Annotated in this window: 18 protein-coding genes, 2 tRNA genes and 1 pseudogene; 8 read left to right on the top strand and 13 right to left on the bottom strand. The window is 41.2% G+C overall.

Going from position 1 to position 18,284, the window contains the following annotated elements; all coding sequences use genetic code 11:
• Positions 1 to 135: 135 nt before the first annotated feature.
• From rpe to fmt, 3 genes are read right to left on the bottom strand one after another with little or no spacing between them, the layout of a single operon-like run.
• Positions 136 to 822, bottom strand: a complete 687-nt coding sequence (gene rpe, locus IKL48_06460) for a ribulose-phosphate 3-epimerase (GenBank protein MBR3604293.1) — start codon at positions 820 to 822, stop codon at positions 136 to 138.
• A complete protein-coding gene (locus IKL48_06465) occupies positions 819 to 1,820 on the bottom strand; it encodes a PASTA domain-containing protein (protein ID MBR3604294.1) in 1,002 nt (333 codons plus the stop codon). The genes rpe and IKL48_06465 overlap by 4 nt, the downstream gene beginning before the upstream one ends.
• Positions 1,813 to 2,775: a methionyl-tRNA formyltransferase gene (fmt, locus tag IKL48_06470; protein MBR3604295.1), complete on the bottom strand. Its 963-nt coding sequence runs from the start codon at positions 2,773 to 2,775 to the stop codon at positions 1,813 to 1,815. The genes IKL48_06465 and fmt overlap by 8 nt, the downstream gene beginning before the upstream one ends.
• A 116-nt stretch (positions 2,776 to 2,891) precedes the next feature.
• On the opposite strand from fmt, the gene IKL48_06475 reads away from it, so the two are divergent.
• Together IKL48_06475 and IKL48_06480 are read left to right on the top strand one after the other, a co-directional pair.
• Positions 2,892 to 3,212, top strand: coding sequence for a thioredoxin (locus IKL48_06475; GenBank protein MBR3604296.1), 321 nt, complete (start codon positions 2,892 to 2,894; stop codon positions 3,210 to 3,212).
• A 114-nt stretch (positions 3,213 to 3,326) separates the two neighbouring features.
• Positions 3,327 to 4,568, top strand: a complete 1,242-nt coding sequence (locus IKL48_06480) for an rRNA cytosine-C5-methyltransferase (protein ID MBR3604297.1) — start codon at positions 3,327 to 3,329, stop codon at positions 4,566 to 4,568.
• 91 nt (positions 4,569 to 4,659) lie between these two features.
• On the opposite strand, the gene IKL48_06485 is transcribed toward IKL48_06480, so the two are convergent.
• Positions 4,660 to 6,324, bottom strand: coding sequence for an STAS domain-containing protein (locus IKL48_06485; GenBank protein ID MBR3604298.1), 1,665 nt, complete (start codon positions 6,322 to 6,324; stop codon positions 4,660 to 4,662).
• A gap of 247 nt (positions 6,325 to 6,571) precedes the next feature.
• On the opposite strand from IKL48_06485, the gene IKL48_06490 reads away from it, so the two are divergent.
• Together IKL48_06490 and IKL48_06495 are read left to right on the top strand one after the other, a co-directional pair.
• Positions 6,572 to 7,486, top strand: coding sequence for a hypothetical protein (locus IKL48_06490; GenBank protein MBR3604299.1), 915 nt, complete (start codon positions 6,572 to 6,574; stop codon positions 7,484 to 7,486).
• A 122-nt stretch (positions 7,487 to 7,608) separates the two neighbouring features.
• On the top strand, positions 7,609 to 8,607 hold the full coding sequence (locus tag IKL48_06495) for a hypothetical protein (protein MBR3604300.1): 999 nt from the start codon (positions 7,609 to 7,611) through the stop codon (positions 8,605 to 8,607).
• 79 nt (positions 8,608 to 8,686) lie between these two features.
• On the opposite strand, the gene IKL48_06500 is transcribed toward IKL48_06495, so the two are convergent.
• A complete protein-coding gene (locus IKL48_06500; protein ID MBR3604301.1) occupies positions 8,687 to 9,361 on the bottom strand; it encodes a hypothetical protein in 675 nt (224 codons plus the stop codon).
• 170 nt (positions 9,362 to 9,531) lie between these two features.
• On the opposite strand from IKL48_06500, the gene IKL48_06505 reads away from it, so the two are divergent.
• The 3 genes from IKL48_06505 (at position 9,532) to IKL48_06515 (ending at position 12,260) form a co-directional block, all read left to right on the top strand.
• The gene (locus IKL48_06505; protein MBR3604302.1) at positions 9,532 to 10,086 is read left to right on the top strand and encodes a pilin; all 555 of its coding nucleotides are present in this window, start codon (positions 9,532 to 9,534) and stop codon (positions 10,084 to 10,086) included.
• Between the two features lie 88 nt (positions 10,087 to 10,174).
• On the top strand, positions 10,175 to 11,290 hold the full coding sequence (locus IKL48_06510) for an ROK family protein (protein ID MBR3604303.1): 1,116 nt from the start codon (positions 10,175 to 10,177) through the stop codon (positions 11,288 to 11,290).
• A 1-nt stretch (position 11,291) separates the two neighbouring features.
• Entirely contained in the window at positions 11,292 to 12,260 is a 969-nt protein-coding gene (locus IKL48_06515) for a class I mannose-6-phosphate isomerase (protein MBR3604304.1), read from the top strand.
• Positions 12,261 to 12,759: 499 nt separating this feature from the next.
• On the opposite strand, the gene IKL48_06520 is transcribed toward IKL48_06515, so the two are convergent.
• From IKL48_06520 to rbfA, 8 genes are all read right to left on the bottom strand, one after another.
• Positions 12,760 to 13,668 (bottom strand): hypothetical protein, encoded by a 909-nt coding sequence (locus IKL48_06520; protein MBR3604305.1) that lies wholly within the window; start codon positions 13,666 to 13,668, stop codon positions 12,760 to 12,762.
• A gap of 249 nt (positions 13,669 to 13,917) precedes the next feature.
• A tRNA-Pro gene (locus IKL48_06525) sits at positions 13,918 to 13,993 on the bottom strand.
• A 25-nt stretch (positions 13,994 to 14,018) separates the two neighbouring features.
• Positions 14,019 to 14,093, bottom strand: a tRNA-Pro gene (locus IKL48_06530).
• A 48-nt stretch (positions 14,094 to 14,141) separates the two neighbouring features.
• Positions 14,142 to 14,486 (bottom strand): MerR family transcriptional regulator, encoded by a 345-nt coding sequence (locus IKL48_06535; protein MBR3604306.1) that lies wholly within the window; start codon positions 14,484 to 14,486, stop codon positions 14,142 to 14,144.
• 289 nt (positions 14,487 to 14,775) lie between these two features.
• Positions 14,776 to 15,669: a riboflavin biosynthesis protein RibF gene (gene ribF / locus IKL48_06540; GenBank protein ID MBR3604307.1), complete on the bottom strand. Its 894-nt coding sequence runs from the start codon at positions 15,667 to 15,669 to the stop codon at positions 14,776 to 14,778.
• Entirely contained in the window at positions 15,666 to 16,367 is a 702-nt protein-coding gene (truB, locus tag IKL48_06545) for a tRNA pseudouridine(55) synthase TruB (protein MBR3604308.1), read from the bottom strand. Before truB ends, ribF begins: the two co-directional genes overlap by 4 nt.
• The gene (locus IKL48_06550; GenBank protein MBR3604309.1) at positions 16,357 to 17,346 is read right to left on the bottom strand and encodes a bifunctional oligoribonuclease/PAP phosphatase NrnA; all 990 of its coding nucleotides are present in this window, start codon (positions 17,344 to 17,346) and stop codon (positions 16,357 to 16,359) included. The genes truB and IKL48_06550 overlap by 11 nt, the downstream gene beginning before the upstream one ends.
• Positions 17,339 to 17,701, bottom strand: coding sequence for a 30S ribosome-binding factor RbfA (rbfA, locus tag IKL48_06555; protein MBR3604310.1), 363 nt, complete (start codon positions 17,699 to 17,701; stop codon positions 17,339 to 17,341). The genes IKL48_06550 and rbfA overlap by 8 nt, the downstream gene beginning before the upstream one ends.
• 156 nt (positions 17,702 to 17,857) lie before the next feature.
• Between rbfA and IKL48_06560 the strand changes: the two are divergent.
• A pseudogene (locus IKL48_06560) lies at positions 17,858 to 17,998 on the top strand (prepilin-type N-terminal cleavage/methylation domain-containing protein).
• Positions 17,999 to 18,284 lie beyond the last annotated feature (286 nt).

Below are 18,284 nucleotides of genomic sequence, written 5' to 3' on the forward strand. Positions count from 1 at the left end.
AACCGACGGCGGTTTTCTTTTCAATCGCTACGACTCTGTATTGCGGATGGGATTTTTTACCCACTCTTTGTAATCTAATGACGACTGCCATGTGTTAACTTCTCCTTATTATTCGCCTTTTACAAGGCGGTGTAATTAAATCGTGGCGGACTTGCGGATTTCTTGCAAGGCCTGTTTCTTATCTGCTGCCGCGAAAATGGCATTACCTGCTACAAAAGCATCTGCTCCTGCTTGGGCCGCTTCACGCGCGGTTTGAGCATTGATGCCGCCATCTACTTCTAAATAAATACTGCGGCCGCTTTGGTCAATCAATTCACGCACAGCCTTGATTTGGGCAGGACTGCTAGGCAGGAAACTTTGCCCGCCAAATCCCGGTTGTACGGTCATTACCAAGACCAAATCTAATATATCTAAAAACGGTTTTATGCGTTGCGGGTCTGTATCGGGCTTGATGGAAAGACCTGCTTTTACACCTAAACTTTTAATGGTTAAAAGAGCTTCTTTTACGTCGTCTTGTGCTTCAATGTGTACGGTTAAAAAATCGGCACCGGCTTTGGCAAAAGACTCAACAAACTTCAACGGACGTTGCACCATTAAATGCACGTCCAACGGCAGTTGCGCGCGACCGTTTAAACTTTTTACCGTTGCCGGACCAAAACTTAAATTCGGTACAAAATGCCCGTCCATTACATCTACGTGCAACCAATCTGCGCCGGCCATTTTTGCAACTTCTACATCTTGTCCCAAATTCCACAAATCGGCCGACAAAATGGAAGGCGCTATTATTATTTTACCATTTCTTGAGCCGTTTTGGGTAATCATTGTATTTCTCTCTCTCTGACCAAGATGCCATCGGATAAAATACGGAAGGTCGCTTTACCGCTGTAAGGAATTTCTAAATCGATTTTGCTACCGGGTAATTTGGACTCATTAATCACTTCTCTTTCACCGTTATCATCAGTCATGACGATGCGGATACGCATCTGTTTTTTACCCTGAGGCAACTCATAATGTAAATGATAAGTTTTTTCATCTTCATTGGCTTGGCGTCGGCTGACGGTCACCTCTAAAGAGGAACCTGTAGATATTTGACTATCTGCCAGCGGATATTGAGAAGCAATGGTGCCATAAGGAAAAGGAGATTTTGGGTCTTCTTTAACAGTTAAATTGATATTTTGTGTGCTGGCCCATAAAGTGGCGTTGGCTAATTTTTTATTGCGAAAATCGGGTACTAAAATCACACTGGCAGGAGGTTGGCCGTTTGACAAAGTAAGGAGCACTTTGTCCCCGCGTGTTAACATGCTGTCAGCCTTCGGTTTTTGAGAGATGATAAGGCCTTTTTCTACTGTTAAAGAAAAGGCATTTTCCACCTTTTCCACTTGCAATCCGGCTTGCCGAATGGCCAACTGCGCCGCACGTAAATCAAGCCCTTCTACGGAAGGTACAAACACCATTTCGTCACCTTGACTGATCCATACGCGGATCACACGCCCTTCCCGAACGGTACTTCCGGCAGATGGAATTTGGCGCAAGACAGATCCGGGAGGAACCCCTTCTGCAAATTCTAGACCGGCTTGTTTTAAAGCCAAGTTAACGGTAGCTAAAGAGTCTAAGGCTGTCGTGACGGGTTTTTGGGTAATGTCGGGCACTTGTACTTCCTGACGTGTATGGACCAAAGCTCCCAGTACCCAATCAATAGAAACAAAAATTAACAAACCAAAAAAGACAAAAACAACCAACGCGATAAACCATTTCACGCGGGAAGTTTTTCTCGTTTTTCCAATAAAATCTTCGAAATTTGTATCTGTATTTTTAGTCATTACAAACGAACACCCCTTCTGCAGGTTTTAACCCTCGTCCGTTGGCAAAAGAAGCCGCAGACATAGGTTTTTTACCGGCTGGGTGCACCTCAGTAATCCAAATATTTCCTTCTTTACATTTTACTAAAAAACCTTTGCTGCTTTCAACGGATAAAAGCGCGCCTGCCGTATTTTGCGAGCAAGTGTTTTGAGTATCTAATTCTGTGCGCAGAATTTGTAAGAGTTCGGTTTTTCCGTTTAAACAAATTTGGGTGCGTGCCTTAGGACCGCAAGCCAAGCCGCGTACTTTGTGATGAATTTGAGCAGCGGTCATGGTTTGAAAGTTTAGAAAAGCATCTTCTTTGCTGATCATAGGAGCAAAGCTGGGCTCTCCCACTTGCTCTATTTTGGTAATTTGCCCCTTTTCAATTTGATGGATAGCCTCTTGCAATCCGGTTAAACCTAAGGGAATTAGTTTGGTAAAAAGAGTCTCGGCATTGTCAGCAAGGTCAACAGAAATTTCCTTTTGCAAAAGAATGGGGCCATCGTCCATACCGGGCGCAATCCAAAAGACACTGATGCCGGTAGTTTTGAAATCTTGAAAAAGGCTATGTTGTACCGGTGCTGCTCCGCGCAAAAGCGGAAGTAAAGAAAAATGCACATTAATAATACCGAGTTTGGGTAAAGCCAAAAAGTCCGGGCGGAAGATTTTTCCAAAGGCTACCGCTACTCCCAAATCAAAAGGCCGGGCTTTGATCTCGTCAAAAATGTCTTTCATCTTTTCCGGAGAGCGAACAGGCAACCCCAACTCTAAAGCACGCGCTTTGACCGGGCAAGGAGTAATGACCATGCCTCGTCCGCGCGGTTTATCAGCCTGAGTGACGACCATTTGTATGTCTGTTAAATCGTGTAATAATTCTAGATATGGTACGGATATTTCCGGCGTACCAAAGAAAATAGTTTTTAATTTGTCCATATTTTTATTTTATCAAATTCGGCAGGCAGGCAGGTCTAATCCATAAAAAAGGAAGAAAAAAGAGATAAAAATCATTATATTGTAGGGGCAGGTGGAGTTTATAAAAGGGGGAAATTATGACGATTACATATGTAGACGATAAAAATTTTGACAGAGAGGTTGCTACTTTTCAACATCCTAAAATAGTGGTGTTTTCAGCCGATTGGTGCCCACATTGTCACCGTATGATGCCTGTGTTGGAAGAAGTAGCCAAACGGTATAACGGAAAAGCTAAAATGTTTTTGGTTAATGTGACGCAGTCACCCAAAGCAGCTGCCAAGTATTCGGTTCGGGGGGTACCGACGATGCTCTTTTTTCGAGATGGAAAACATTTTTCCCAATTAGTGGGGGAGGCTCCTATTACATCGATTGAAGATAACATCAAAGCGATACTGTAAGTGCATTTTCGTTTTCTCGGTCAGCCCCGATATTTGCTCGGGGCTGGTTTTGTATTAAAACTTATTTTGAATATTTGTATAATAGTAGCGTAATTTTATGGATAAGAAATCCTTATGTCTTTACCTCAAGAATTTATAGATTATACTGCCAAACTGTTCGGGCCTGAACGCTGGCAAAACTACTTGGATTCTTTTGCCCAAGAAGTGCCGGTAAGCATTCGCTTTAACAGGTGGAAACATCATGGAGAAATGTTGACAGAGTCAACACCTGTTGCTTGGTGTCAAGAAGGCTTTTGGCTCAAAGAACGACCCAATTTTACCTTAGATCCTTTGTTGCATGCGGGGGTGTATTATGTGCAGGAATCCGGCTCTATGTTTTTGGACCATGTTTTGCGCCATTTATTAGATAAGCCGGTGAGTGCTTTGGACTTGTGCGCAGCACCCGGTGGAAAATCTACCTTAATGCGGGCGGCTTTGCCTGAAGGCTCTGTGCTTGTCAGTAATGAAATAGATCGTCGCAGAGCCAATATTTTATTGGAAAATATTTTAAAGCAAGGTCACCCGGATGTAGTGGTCACGCATAATCCGCCGAAAGACTTTTCAAAAACAAGTTTAATGTTTGATGTGATTTTAGCCGATGTCCCTTGTTCCGGAGAGGGATTATTTCGGCGAGATTTGGCCACCGCCAAAGAGTGGAGTGTGCAAGGGGTAAAGTTCTGCCAAGAGCGCCAACGTCAGATTTTGCGTGATATTTGGCCTTGCCTTCGAAGTGGCGGGCTGTTAATTTACAGTACATGCACCTTTAATTTACTTGAAAATGAAGAAAATGTACGATGGATAGCGGAGGAGTTGGGGGCGGAAGTTTTACCTATTGTTGTGCAAGAAGAATGGAATATTACGGGTAGTTTGTTGGAGGGGTGGAACGGGCCGGTTTATCGCTTTATTCCCGGAACTACGCGAAGTGAAGGCCTTTTTATGGCCGCACTTCGTAAAAAGGGGGGAGATTTTGATATGGGCACCTTGCCTGCCTCTTTAAAAACGCAAATTAAAAAATATCCTTTTATTCATTTGCTATCAGATGGCACGCCTCAACCGGAAATGAAAGGAAAAGAGGCTCTTCCGTCGGTGGCGCAGGCCCTTTCTTTAACTATGTCGGAAAATACGTATCCCAAAGTGGAACTTTCTTTAGAGCAAGCACGCCGTTATTTGCATAGAGAGTCTTTTGCTTTGCCTTCGGGTACTCCGCTTGGATTTGTGCTGGTTTGTTATCAATCTCATCCCTTAGGATTTATGAAAAATGTCGGCACACGTGCCAATAATCTCTATCCTAAAAATTGGGCTATTCTTAATTTGTAAAAAATAATATTCTTCTGTCAGGATTATAAAAATTTGACTGTATCCTTCATAAAATTGTAAAAAAAGCCCTCCGTTTAGGAGGGCTTTAAATCTACTCTGCCGATGAAATAATTTTTTCTGCTCTCATGAGTGATTCATCTATGTTTTTGCAGATATTGGCTTTTCCGATGATATCTAAAAAGCCATACTTGTTGAGCATTTTTTGCGGTTGGCGCTGTAAGTGAGAGAGGATAATTTTAACTCCGTTTGCATGACAACGCTTGTATATCTTATATAAGGCGTGGTACCCGGTGGCATCCATCGCGGGTACGCTGCGCATTCTTAAAACCAATACTTTGCAATCTTTCATATTGCTTAACGTATCAATAAAAAGATTTGCCGCTCCAAAAAAGAACGGACCGTTAATTTCATAAACGGTGACATGTTTGGCTATTTTTTTGGCATCTATGTCGTCTTTGTGGTGCACTTCGTCCATAATATCGTCGTCAGTATTGGTGACATTATAAACATCTGCCATACGTTTCATGAAAAGTATAGCCGCCAAAACAAGGCCAAACTCGATGGCGGCAACCAGATCTATTACTACCGTAAGAGCAAAAGTGACCATCAAAACTAATATGTCACTAGCCGGTGCTTTGAATAGAGAAACAAAACTTCTCCAATCGCTCATTCTGTAAGAAACGTTAAACAAAATGGTTGCCAGTGCAGTCATGGGTATAAGGCTGATATAATTCATAAGACATAACATCATGATGAGTAAAAATATACTGTGTGCTATGCCTGCAAGGGGGGTTCTGCCTCCATTATCTATGTTGGCGGCGGTACGGGCTATTGCACCCGTAGCCGGCAATCCGCCAAAAAGAGCGGAAACAATATTGCCACAACCGGTGGCCACAAGTTCCATATTAGAGCGGTGTTTTTTGCCGATCATACCGTCTGCCACAACAGCAGAGAGCAAACTTTCTATGCCGGCCAAGAATGCGATAGTAAAAGCAGGTCTTAACAACTTGAGGATAATGTCAAAGTTTATATCGGGAAAATGCGGGGTGATAAGACCCGTTTTTATAGTTCCGAAGGTGCTTCCTATCGTAGCCACCGGCAAGTCACAAACTTTTACAATGAGTGTTGTGATTACCAAAGCAGCTAATGAACCGGGAAAAAGTTTAAATTTTTTCGGCCAAAAAACAATCAGTACCAATGCCAGAAGTCCCATAAATAATGTGGGCATAGAAGTATGGGATATATTATTAAAATAGAATTGCCATTTGGCAAAAAAGGCGGAAGGAATCTCGCTCAGACCCAACCCTAAGAAGTCGTTAATTTGAGTAGAGAAAAGCACGACGGCTATACCGCTGGTAAAACCCGTAGTGACGGGGTAAGGGATAAACTTTAAAAATGCACCAAACTTCAAGCATCCCATGATAATCAAAATAATGCCAGCCAACAGGGTGGAAACCAACAATCCCTGCATTCCGTACTGCTGAATAATACCGTAAACAATGACAACAAATGCCCCCGTAGGGCCGGCAATTTGTACACGGCTTCCACCAAGCAGAGATATGGTAAAGCCCGCCACAACAGCAGTGATAAGACCTTTGTCCGGAGTGACACCCGAAGCTATGGCCAGAGCGATGGAAAGCGGCAAAGCAATACATGCCACCACCAGTCCGGCCGTTAAATCTGCGATGATTCTCTCACGCGGAAATTCCTTCTTCCTGTGTTGGAGAAGGCTTAACAATTTAGGTTTTAATTTCATTTTTTTACTGGATTTTAAGTAAGTCTTCAAATAAGGATATATATATTTTATCTCTTTTGTAGGTGGGTGAGCAAATTTATATCGTCGGGGAGGGGGAAAGGAACAATAAAAAAAGTACTTCGTATAAAGTGCCTTTTTAAATGGTCGACCGTAGTTATCGTACAATTTTTGGAATATTCAACTATTCAATGTAATTTGACATGTATTACGAAAGATATTAGAATGTGCTTATGAATGGAGGCAAAATATGAAAATGATTAAAAAAATAACTAGTATTTTAGTATTTTTATTGATTGCAGGGACGGTCTGTGCTCAGGTAAATAATAAAAAAGAAGCCTTTCTGATAGGTGGCGGTTGTGATTTTACTGAGGATAATTTTGTCACAGAATTCAATGAGTGGCATAGTTTTCTGAAGGATTATGGCTGGCATGTACAAACCTTTTTAGATCCTGCCAGAAAAACCGATATTGATCATGTGATGGATTTTGATTGGGATACATTTAAGGAGAGACTTTCTTCATTAGCAAGGCGGGAAGTAGTTCCCGAACAAGTATTTTTAGGGATTATTACTCATGGAAAAATCGGAGCTGATGGACATCAAATTTGTGTAGGTAATCATGAATATAAGCCGATAAAAGAGTTGGGTCATATTTTGACCCGTTTGCAAGAGAAAGGGACAAAAGTAGCGGTTGTTGATATGTCTTGCTACTCGGCTTATTCTGTTTTAGAATTATTAGGCTCTGCTTCTTGCGTGATGTCTATGGCCGGCAGAGAAGTTGCTACTGGTGCTATTACGAAAGCGGTGGCTAGCGGTTTGTCTTCCTTGCCTTTTTTAGAAGAGAGGCCTAGTGTAGAAGATGTTTATTTTTCCGTGTTAGAAAATTCTAATAAAAGAATGAGACAACTGCCGGAAATTACCTCTTTTGCCTCCTTAAATACGGTGTTTGTGGAACAAGTTGCCAACTACAAGTCAGTGCGAACTTTTTTTGAGGAGGAAAAGCCCCTTTTGGAACACCTCTTTTCTCCTTATACGATAAAGGGAATTGAAGAATTTTTTCGAAGCGGAAGATTTATAGCAAATAGTCATGGTATATTGGCTCTAATGTATTTAACGAAGTTTCCGGATCGTCAAGACCGACCTTGTGCTAATTTTTATTTCTAAGAAAATAAAAAAATAACTCTACATTTGGTAGAGTTATTTTTTTGTAAAAACTGATTGTGCAGATAGTACAAAAAAAAGCACTTCGTAGGAAGTGCCTTTTTAAATGGTCGGGGGTGTATTATGTGCAGGAAGCCGGATCTATGTTTTTGGACCATGTATTGCGCCATTTGGTTACAACTCCTGTCAGCGCGTTAGATTTGTGTGCTGCTCCCGGTGGAAAATCTACTTTAATGCGTGCGGCTTTGCCGGAAGGGTCGGTGCTTGTGAGCAATGAAATAGACCGCCGTCGTGCCAATATTTTACTGGAAAATATTCAAAAGCAAGGTCACCCCGATGTATTGGTGACGCATAATCCGCCGAAAGATTTTGCCAAAACAAATATCATGTTTGATGTCATTTTGACGGATGTCCCTTGTTCGGGAGAAGGACTCTTTCGCCGAGATGAGACCGCTACCAAAGAATGGAGCCCTGCCAATGTGCAATTTTGCCAAGAGCGCCAACGCCAAATTTTGCGTGATATTTGGCCTTATCTTTGCAGTGGCGGTTTGCTCATTTATAGCACATGTATGTATAATCTGGCAGAAAATGAAGAAAACGTACGTTGGATAAGCCAAGAGTTGGGGGCAGAGATTTTATCAGTACCCACAGAGGCGGACTGGAAGATTACCAAGAGCTTGCTAGCGGGGTGGGACAAACAGGTGTACCGCTTTATCTCCGGTAATACTCATACGGAAGGGTTGTTTATGGCAATACTTCGCAAAAAAGGCGAAGAAGAAAGAGCGACTTTGCCGACCGGACTGCGAAAACAAATTCAAAAATTTCCTTTTATTCATTTGCTCTCAGACGGTTTGGCTCAACCGGAGCAGAAAGGAAAAGAGCTTATTCCGTCTATTGCACAGGCTCTTTCTATAGCTGAAAATAAAAAAGATTTCCCCAAAATAGAGCTTTCCTTAGAGCAGGCTCGTCTTTATTTAAACCGTCAATCTTTTGCTTTGCCTACCGGTACTGAAAGAGGGTTTGTATTGGTTAGTTTTCAGGGGAAGGCACTGGGGTTTATGAAAAATATAGGTCCTCGTGCCAATAATCTCTATCCTAAAAATTGGGCCATTCGCAGTTTGTAATTTTTTCAATAAAAAACTCCCTATGATTATTCATAGGGAGTTTTGTGTTTATAACAGATTAAAGTTCAACATCTTGTTTTCATTCATTCCAACCGCCGACACTCGGATCAAAAGTATTTTCGTCTAAATCAAGATATTCGGCTAATTTAGTTCTTAAGGACAAATACAATTCTTCCTGATCATCAGTAGTGTTCCAAGTCATAGCCTTACGGGTTTTAGCCAAATTATGTTTATTGATAAAATAGATCGTTCCAGAGGCAGCCTCTGCAAAATGAGGCAGGAAAACTTTTTGACAGGCACCGCCTATACAAGAGGTGGAGACATTGGAATAAGCATCTACATTTGCCAAATTTTTGGCCCAAGTTATATCTTTGTCCGTAGAGCCTTCATAAATGTCTAAAAATACAATAGCATAGTCCATGCCGAACATTTTGGGTTGGAATTCCCCAGCCAATTTGTCAAAATAAGAGGCTTGGGCTTTGGAAGCTTCGCAATCGGATTTATACACAGCTACCGCTAAAAAATCTTCGCTATAATTAGAGGTGGAAATAGATAATATTCCATCATCACCGGAGGTGTTTTCTACCACCAAATCGGCATTTCCCGAAAGGGATTTAAAAGTAAAGCTTTCCCAAATTTCAGAAAGGGGAGAGTTCTCTTCCGGAATAAATTCATCTAATGTTTCGTCCATGATACAGCCGGACAGCGTTAACATAGCGCATAAAGCTACACATAACGCAAATATTTTTTTCATAAAAGCTCCTTTAGGATATAGAGATGTAACCTCGTATAAGTGTACTATAAATCAGCCGACATTAAAGCAGTATTTTAGACCCATTAACAAAATAGGCCTTTTGGGTAGTGGAATATGGGCGGAGGAATAAACATATAGTTTGATAATTGAAAAAAATATATACTAGTAATATGAAAAAAATTCCATTCAGTTATAAAAAGGGTTTTACCCTTGTAGAACTGTTAGTAGTGATACTGATTATCGGTATTTTATCTGCCGTGGCTTTGCCACGTTACACTAAGGCCGTAGAAAAGAGCCGTCTTGCCGCAGTGCTACCTACTATAACGACGCTCCGCAATGCTTTAGATGAGCAAATTTTAGCAGGAATGGAAAAAGAGGAGATAGACTATATCGGCGGTGACGAAATCGGACGTGATTTATTGATGCTAAATGTGCCATGCCAAACAGATTTGGAAAATCAGCGTTGTTATGGAAAAAATTTTAGTTATCGGGTTTGGTGTGCGCCACACGGTTGTTTTATTTCTTTTGTGCGGCAACAAGATAGAACGGAAGATGATTTGTATGCTGTGCTGTGGCGCAAAGTATTAACCGATTGGAATGATTATCCGATAGGTGTATGGGAAATGGATTGTATGGCGCATAGTGATATCGGTTATGAAGTTTGTCGCAGTATGGTGTCTCATGGGTGGGAGCTATCGGATGAAAGGATGGAGGAAATGAAATAAAAACTACATTTTGACTGAAAAATGAGTTTGTTGACAGGATTTTTTTAAACTGTTAGTATAAAGAAAAATTACTGCATAGGAAATTCTTATGAAAAAAAACACTTATTGTCATGACAATCGTAGCGTATTGACGTTAGATGCCGGTGGTACCAATTTGGTATTCAATGCCGTTCAAGCCAATAAAGAAATTTTATCCCCTATTGTTTTGCCTGCCCAAGCAGATGACTTGGATAAATGTTTGGCAAATATTGTAACAGGTTTTGAAGAAGCGATTAAGCACCTTAAACAAGCCCCTTATGCTATTAGTTTTGCTTTCCCCGGCCCTGCCGATTATGCCAACGGTATCATCGGAGATTTACCCAATTTCCCTTCTTTTAGAGGTGGTGTAGCCTTAGGACCTTATTTGCAAGAAAAGTTTGGTATTCCTGTTTTTATTAATAATGACGGAGATTTGTTTGCCTACGGTGAGGCCTGTGCCGGTGCACTTCCCTACATCAATCAAGAATTTGAGAAAAGAGGTATCCCCAGAAAATACAATAATTTGCTGGGCATTACTTTAGGTACAGGCACCGGTGGCGGTGTGGTGCATAACGGGGAATTATTCCGCGGAGATAACGGCGCTGCAGCGGAAGTGTGGGTAATCCGCAACAAAAGATATCCGGAAGCATTCTCCGAGGAAGGTGCAGCTTTGCGCTCTATTAAACGTTCTTACCGGATTCTTTCCAAAGATACCACAGAACTAACCCCTAAAGATATTGCCGAAATTGCGGAAGGAACTCGGGCCGGAAATCAACAGGCCGCCAGAGAGGCTTTTGAGGAGTTTGGCGATATTTTGGGTAATTTAATTGCCAATGTTAATACCGTTGTTGACGGTCTGGTGGTATTGGGCGGCGGTGTGGCCAATGCTCACAAATGGTTTATGCCGGCTCTTTTGCGTGAGTTAAACGGAACGATCAGCCGTTATGACGGTTTGGGAAGTGTCCCGCGTACAGAGTCTAAAGCCTATGATTTGACCGATCCCCAACAAGCAGAGCAATTTTTCGTAGGCGGTACTACGCAAGTAACCGTACCTTTCAGCCAAAAGAAAGTGGTCTATAACCAAGAGAAAAAAGTGGGTGTTACCTTGTCTAAATTAGGCACTAGCTCTGCGGTTTCTATCGGCGCTTATGCTTTTGCATTAAACGAAATTGACAAGCAAAAATAATATGAGCAACTTGTATCCGTTAAAATTTACCCCTATCTTTAAGAAAACCTTATGGGGGGGAAATAAACTGCGAGCGTATTTGTCCAAAGCTTCCGAAGATGGAACAGGAGAGAGTTGGGAAATATCGGCTTTGCAAGGAAATGAAAGCATCGTAAAAGAGGGCAATTTAGCCGGCAAATCGTTAAAGGATTTGTGTGCGCAATTTGGCGCAGAGCTGTTAGGTGAGAAAGTAGTCCATGAAACCGGAAAAGAATTTCCTCTTTTATTTAAATTTATTGATGCCCGTCAAGACCTTTCTTTACAAGTGCATCCGAATAATGAATTAGCCCAAAAAAAACATCATTGTTTCGGTAAAACGGAAATGTGGTATGTAGTACAAGCTGATGAGGGGGCGCGTCTGATTAACGGATTTTGCCAAGAACTGAAACCGGATCAGTATGAGGCGGCAGTCAAAAGTGGTGAGATTTTGGACTTTGTCGGTTCGTACGAAGTAAAAGAAGGAGATACTTTCTTCATTCCGGCAGGCAGGATTCATGGAATCGGCGCAGGTATTTTGATTGCCGAAATTCAACAAACCTCTAATATCACCTATCGTCTGTATGATTATCACCGTAAAGACCAAAACGGACAAGAACGCCAACTGCACATAGCAGATGGAAAAGATGCGTTGGATTTTGCCGTTCTTCCTAATACAAAAATTTCAGTTGAGGAACAGATAAACCAACCGGAAACCTTAGTACAATGTCCTTTCTTTACCGTGAATTTACTTCACGTAGAAGGTACATTGCCAAGAGATTTGGTAAATAGAAAGAGCTTTGTGGCGTATATGGCTTTGCAGGGCAAAACAACGATTTCCGTGCAAGAGAAGCTCTATTCTATTGAAAAAGGAGAGAGTATATTGATTCCGGCCGCACTGGCCTCATATTGCGTACAGGGAATCAATGCCAAGTTGTTAGAAGTATATATTTAAAATGCACTTTCTAAGTAAAAACAAAAGGCACTTCTTGGGAAGTGCCTTTTTAAATGAAAACTTTATAAATAGTCCAATTTTGCTTTGTCATTAGATTGCATAAACTTGTGTCCCAAGGGGAAATGCGAAAAACACCTTTATAAGGTAACCATTTTTTAGACTTGCAAATACAAAACGATGAGGAGCTGCTGACGGTCTCGGGTAATCTCCCGAGTGTGAGCAACTCCTCTACAAGTAGTTTAATAGATAAAGATGAAATTGTCAACAAGAACTCTTACAAGAAAATCTATTTGATATACAATTAAGCTTGTTTGACGACCAACGAAGCCTTTTTGATACGCAGGCCCGTGTGGAAGAAGATCAATGGCAAAACCAAGGGGAACAAGAACTAAAAGATTTTATCTTTTCTACGTTGAAAGAGGTTTCTGTATTTTTGTCTGTGTCCAAATCGCGAAATAGGCTTTTCGGGTTTCAATAACCTTATAAAAGGCAAGTTTCGTTAGTTTCTATTGCTCAGTTTTTTAATTTTCCAAGAAACCCAAATATCTTGTGCTACTAAGTATAGAAATCTTAATCCGATTGAGACAATAAACAAGGATAAAATCGGAGAAAAATAAAAATGTTTGGGAAAAGCCAATAATCTTAATGAAGCAACAAAGAAAGGGATTCCTATGACTAGAAAGAGTAAACCAATACAAGTGGTTGCAAAAGGCGATTGGCAGTTTTTATGATAACCATACAAACGTTGATTTTGTATTTGTTTATTAAAAAAGTCAGCCAAATTTTTCTCAATAGAATCCCATTCAGAGAATGGGGCGATATGGGAGGAAAAATCTTTAAATCGGAAATGGAGATCTACCAAACGATAAAGAACTTTGTTAGAGCTGTGCTTATGCGCTATCTTAAAAATAGATTCTTGTTGCTGAAAAGTAAATGTAAGCGTATCTAAAAAAGCATGTCTTCTATTCTTTGTACGTAGAGAGGAAACTTTTCCGGTTAGGGAAAAGGTTGTCTCTGCATAAGGTAAAAAATAGTTTTGCTCTTTGGTGTAAAGCGTCACACCGTCAGTATCGAAATTTAATGCACGAACAGCGGAAGGCGTATCAAAGATTTTGCGTTTCTGATACCAATTTCGTACCGATAATATAAAGAGAACCGGTATTAGAAATACAAACAATACGCAAATAAAAATGATGAAATTGCCCATTAGAGGGCCATCTTCCTTTCTGACATAGTTAAAAAAATCCGAAGATCCTTCTGTAACCGTGTGCCAAGCCAATGCCACATCCCCATGTGCAAAAGCCAAGATGAAACCAACCACGGTTAAAAATATAAAAAATAGTAATCCCATGGCTAATAAATTTTTACATGCTTGCGTGTATAAAGGGTCTTTAATTTTTAAATACATAAACTCATTCTATCAAATTTTTACTCGTATCTTTCTATCCCTCAAATTCGTTTGGGAATCATCACTTTAGTTGTTAAAAGGGTGCGTGGTTCTCATCACACACGAAGTATAGATAAAATATCGTTTCATAAGGAATATAGTCATAGTTGTGGACATCTGAAAATGGAAAAGACTCCTTAGTTGCCTGCTCCGCTTTTCATAACAGTATAAAACAAAAAATCCACCTTGCGGTGGATTATTTGTTTCAAATGGTCGGGGCGGCGGGATTCGAACCCACGACCTCACGGTCCCGAACCGTGCGCGCTACCAACTGCGCTACGCCCCGTAAAATACATCTTTAATTAATGAAATGGTCGGGGAAGCGGGAATCGAACCCGCGGTCTCTCGCACCCCAAGCGAGCACTCTACCACTGAGCCATTCCCCGATAAATTTTCAAAAAAAGAGAAGCACTAAATTGTGCTACCTATATATTTTAGCATTCTTTGAGGATTTGTGAAAGGGTTTCTTTAATTTCCGAGAGAAATTTCACATCCGTTCCTGCTTTTTTTTCTGCTATTTTTCCGCCGGGTGCATATTTTGTCAGTTGTTTTTTTGCACCTTCCAGTGTTAATTTTTGCTTATAAATCAGGTCTTTAATTTTCAAAATCGTGTAAACATCGTTTTTGGTATAACGGCGGTGACCGCTTTCTAAGCGAATGGGTTTAATCAGGCCGAACTCCGCCTCCCAGTAGCGTACGGAATATTCCGGCACACCGGTAATGCGTTTTACGTCGCCGATGCTAAAATAATCTTTTTGTTCGATTTCTTCAAAACCCATATGTATATTATAGCAAACGCGCCAAGGCGGGGGGGAACTTTACTCTTTTAGGCACAAAAAAACAGGGAAAAATAACAGTTTATCCTCATCTCTAAACTCTCATTTCCCCTGTCCCGCTTTCTGATGTTTTGCGCTACCGGCAAAACAGGATTTGGATCTATTTCACTAATTTTATTCTAAAAAAGCCGCCACCGCAAGAAAAGGGAAAAAATTAATTAGATTGTATTTTTCTCTCTAGATAAAATAAAACCCCGATTTCGGCGGGGTTTTATTTTGAGTTTTTAAACTGTTAATCAATTAAACGGCAGGCGGCGTCTTTGTCTTGCGCAAGTTGTGCTTTCAGCGCATCTAAGCCGTCAAATTTGCTCTCAGAGCGGATTTTATCGTAAAAGAACACTTCCACTCTGTGGCCGTAAATAGAACGCTTAAAATCCAACAAATGCACTTCAACCAAAGGAATAATAGAATCAATGGGATTGACTGTCGGGCGGAAACCGATATTGCAAATACCGCGATAAAAGTTTTTTCCCACACGCACTTTGACGGCAAACACCCCCAACGGCAGCAGTTTATAAAAATTAATGTCTAGGTTAATTGTCGGAAATCCGATTTTTCGGCCCAATTTTTTACCTTCTATCACACGTCCTTCAAGGCTATATGGCCTTCCCAAAAGGGCATTAGCGGTTTTAATATCGCCTTGCGCCAGAGTTTTCCGAATAAGAGAAGAAGAAATTTTACTTCCTTTTTCGCCGTTATAAAAGGGCATAATTTCACAGGGAATCCCCAGCTGAGCACATTTACTTTTTAAAAATTCATCATTTCCCTGTCTGTTCTTGCCGAAAGAAAAATCGGGTCCTGCCAAAATGGCTCCGCAATTATATTTTTCAAGCAATACTTTTTTGAAAAATTTTTCTGCCGTATATTCGCGGTACATTTGAAAATTCAGTTCATCTATTTTGCAAGATAGATGTTTTCTCAGTAGAGCTTTTTTTTCAGGAGGAGTAGAAAGTACCGTCATGGCAGGCTGTTCAGAGAGTAAACTTTTAGGCGGATAAGGAAAATACAAAACGTGAGCCTTCATTTGATGTTGTACAGAAAGTTGCTCCAATTTGGCAAACAGGGCCTTGTGCCCCAAGTGCACTCCGTCAAATGTACCGATAGTAATAAGTTTTTTACGCGTCATAAAATAGGCTCCTGTAGCAATTTTACTATTTCTTCACGCGGTGTGGTTTTTAGTTTGGCTCCGTCAAAAGATTTTTCTACGATGAAATTCCCAATACTCAAACGTCTTAAGGCTGTCAAATGTCCCGTAGTGCCCAATGCACGCGCCAACATTAGCCCCAAAGAGCGTACATAGGTGCCGCAAGAACAATGTAGTGTAAAAGTAATTTTATCTCTGCCGTTAAAAGAAATATCTTTCCATTCAAAAATTTCAATGGTGTTAAAGCGGTCTTGTACAGGGGTGCCTTCGCGTGCCAAATCATACATTTTGCGCCCGTTGATTTTTTTGGCACTGACGGGGGGGATTTGTTGGCGTATTGTCCCCGTTAAAGTTTGCGCGGCGGATTGGATTTGCTCTAAAGTAAGAGGGGGGACCGGCTCTGTGTGCAACACCGTTCCTTGCGCGTCCCAACTGTCGGTTTCTACTCCGAGTGTTAGCTCGGCGCGATATACTTTGGGAAGTTTTAAAAATTTCTCTTGCAGGCGCGTGGCGGAGCGTTCCACCAGTAAAATTAAAAGACCCGTTGCCATAGGGTCTAAGGTACCGCTATGACCAATGCACTTGGTACGCAAGACGCGCCGCGCAATGGCCACCACATCATTAGAGGTGAAATCTTGGGGTTTATCTATCAGCAAAAGTCCGCTTGGATTAGTGAGCATTGGACAAGGCTTCTTTGACAACGCTGGCCAATTCTTCGGCTACGATTTGCACCGGTTTTCCGCTGACTTTAAATCCGGCCGCACGTGCATGCCCACCGCCACCGAAATGCTGAGCAATGGCGCTGACGTCTATTTGATTGCGGGACCGTAAATTGACAGATACTTTATCCGGTTCTTGCTTAAGCAAAGCAGATACCTCTACACCCGGAATCATGGTGGGTTGGCTGACGATGCCTTGCGTTTGAGACGGAACGGCATTAAATAATTCAAAATCACTTTGGGCCAAAATGATTTGGCTATATTTATTTTGAAAAAGCAGTTGCATTTTTTCCAAGGCGCGTCCCAGCAGTTTCAGTTCTGTATAGGATTTTGTAAAGTAAATGACTTGGTTAATTTTATTTACATCAGCACCCAAAGCGACCAACGCAGAGGCCACGCGTAAGGCTTCGGCAGTGGTATTGGTGTGCAAAAAGCGGCCCGTATCGGTGACAACACCGGTATAAAGGCAGGTGGCCTCGTCCGTCGTAGGCAAAAGGCCGTCTTCATTGGCTTCAAAAAGTTGAAAAATAATTTCCGCCGTAGAAGAAGCAGTAGAATCAATGTGGTTGAGGTCGCCATAAGCATCGCTGACTAAATGATGGTCAATATTAATAAGCGTTTTTGCGTTTTGCAACACACATTCTAAATCCCCACCGCGTTGACGGTCCGAACATTCTAATAAAATAACGGTATCAAACTGCGGTTTGGGGGGGAGTTCATTGACGTGAATTTTAGAAAGACCGGGTAAAAAGAGTAAATCTTTTCCTATCGCAGGGGAGGCATACGCATAGGCTTCTTTGCCCAAGCGCTCAAGCAAGGAACACACCGCTAAGGTGCAACCTAAGGAATCTCCGTCCGGGTTTAAATGTCCCGCGACAAAGAAACTTTGGCCTTTTTCAATGGCCTGCCAAACCTGCTGAAAGGAATCGTATTTATTCATGGTCTTGTTCTTTTTCTTTTTCAATGACTTTGAAAATGCTTTCCACACGGCTGGCCTGCTCAGGCGTATTGTCATACTCAAAGCTGAAAGACGGGATACGTTTCAAATGCAGGCGATGGCGCAATAAAGCACCGATTTCTTTGCGCAATAGCGAAAGTTGTTCTTCGGTTCTTTTCTTGTCTTCGGGGCTTCCAAAGACGGAAAAATACACCTTTGCGGTGGTTAAATCTTTAGAGACATGGACAGCCGTAATCGTCACAAATCCGCCAAAACTACCCGCCGCCGTCATCTTGGTGATGATGGTGTTAATTTCCTGCAAGAAAAGGGTTTCTAAACGTTTAATTCTATCGATCATAGTTCTATTATAGCATTTTAGGTCAAACGCTTTGATTATTTTGACAATGCAGAAAAAGAAAGCAAACTATGAACAATAAAAGAAAAATTTGACTCTTATATTTTTTTAAATTAAACTTTAAATGTTGCTAAAAATTAACAAATAAGGATATAAACTATGAAAAATACATATAAACGTAATGTCAGCGGTTTTACGCTGATTGAGTTGTTGGTAGTGGTACTGATTATCGGTATTCTTTCTGCGGTGGCTTTGCCTCAGTATCAAAAAACGGTACTTAAAAGCCGCACTGCTGAAGCGTGGGCTAATTTGAACGCTTTGCTTAAGTCAGGCCAAGTGTTTTGTTTGGAAAATCCGGATGTTCATACCTCTCTGATTATAGGTGATCATTCCGTCATTAAGGTGGAAAATTCCAAATATTTTAGTTATGATGCAAGTGTAGATTGTTCTCCTTCGGACGGTGAGAATGTGGTAAGACTATATGCCGAGTATCAAGGAAACAAAGATATCACCTTATCCATTAATGACAAAGGTATCAGATCGTGCAAAGGAGCAGATTGTGGTGAAATAGGCTTTACTGAAGCAG

The organism is Elusimicrobiaceae bacterium, assembly GCA_017520185.1.
Lineage (GTDB): Bacteria > Elusimicrobiota > Elusimicrobia > Elusimicrobiales > Elusimicrobiaceae > Avelusimicrobium.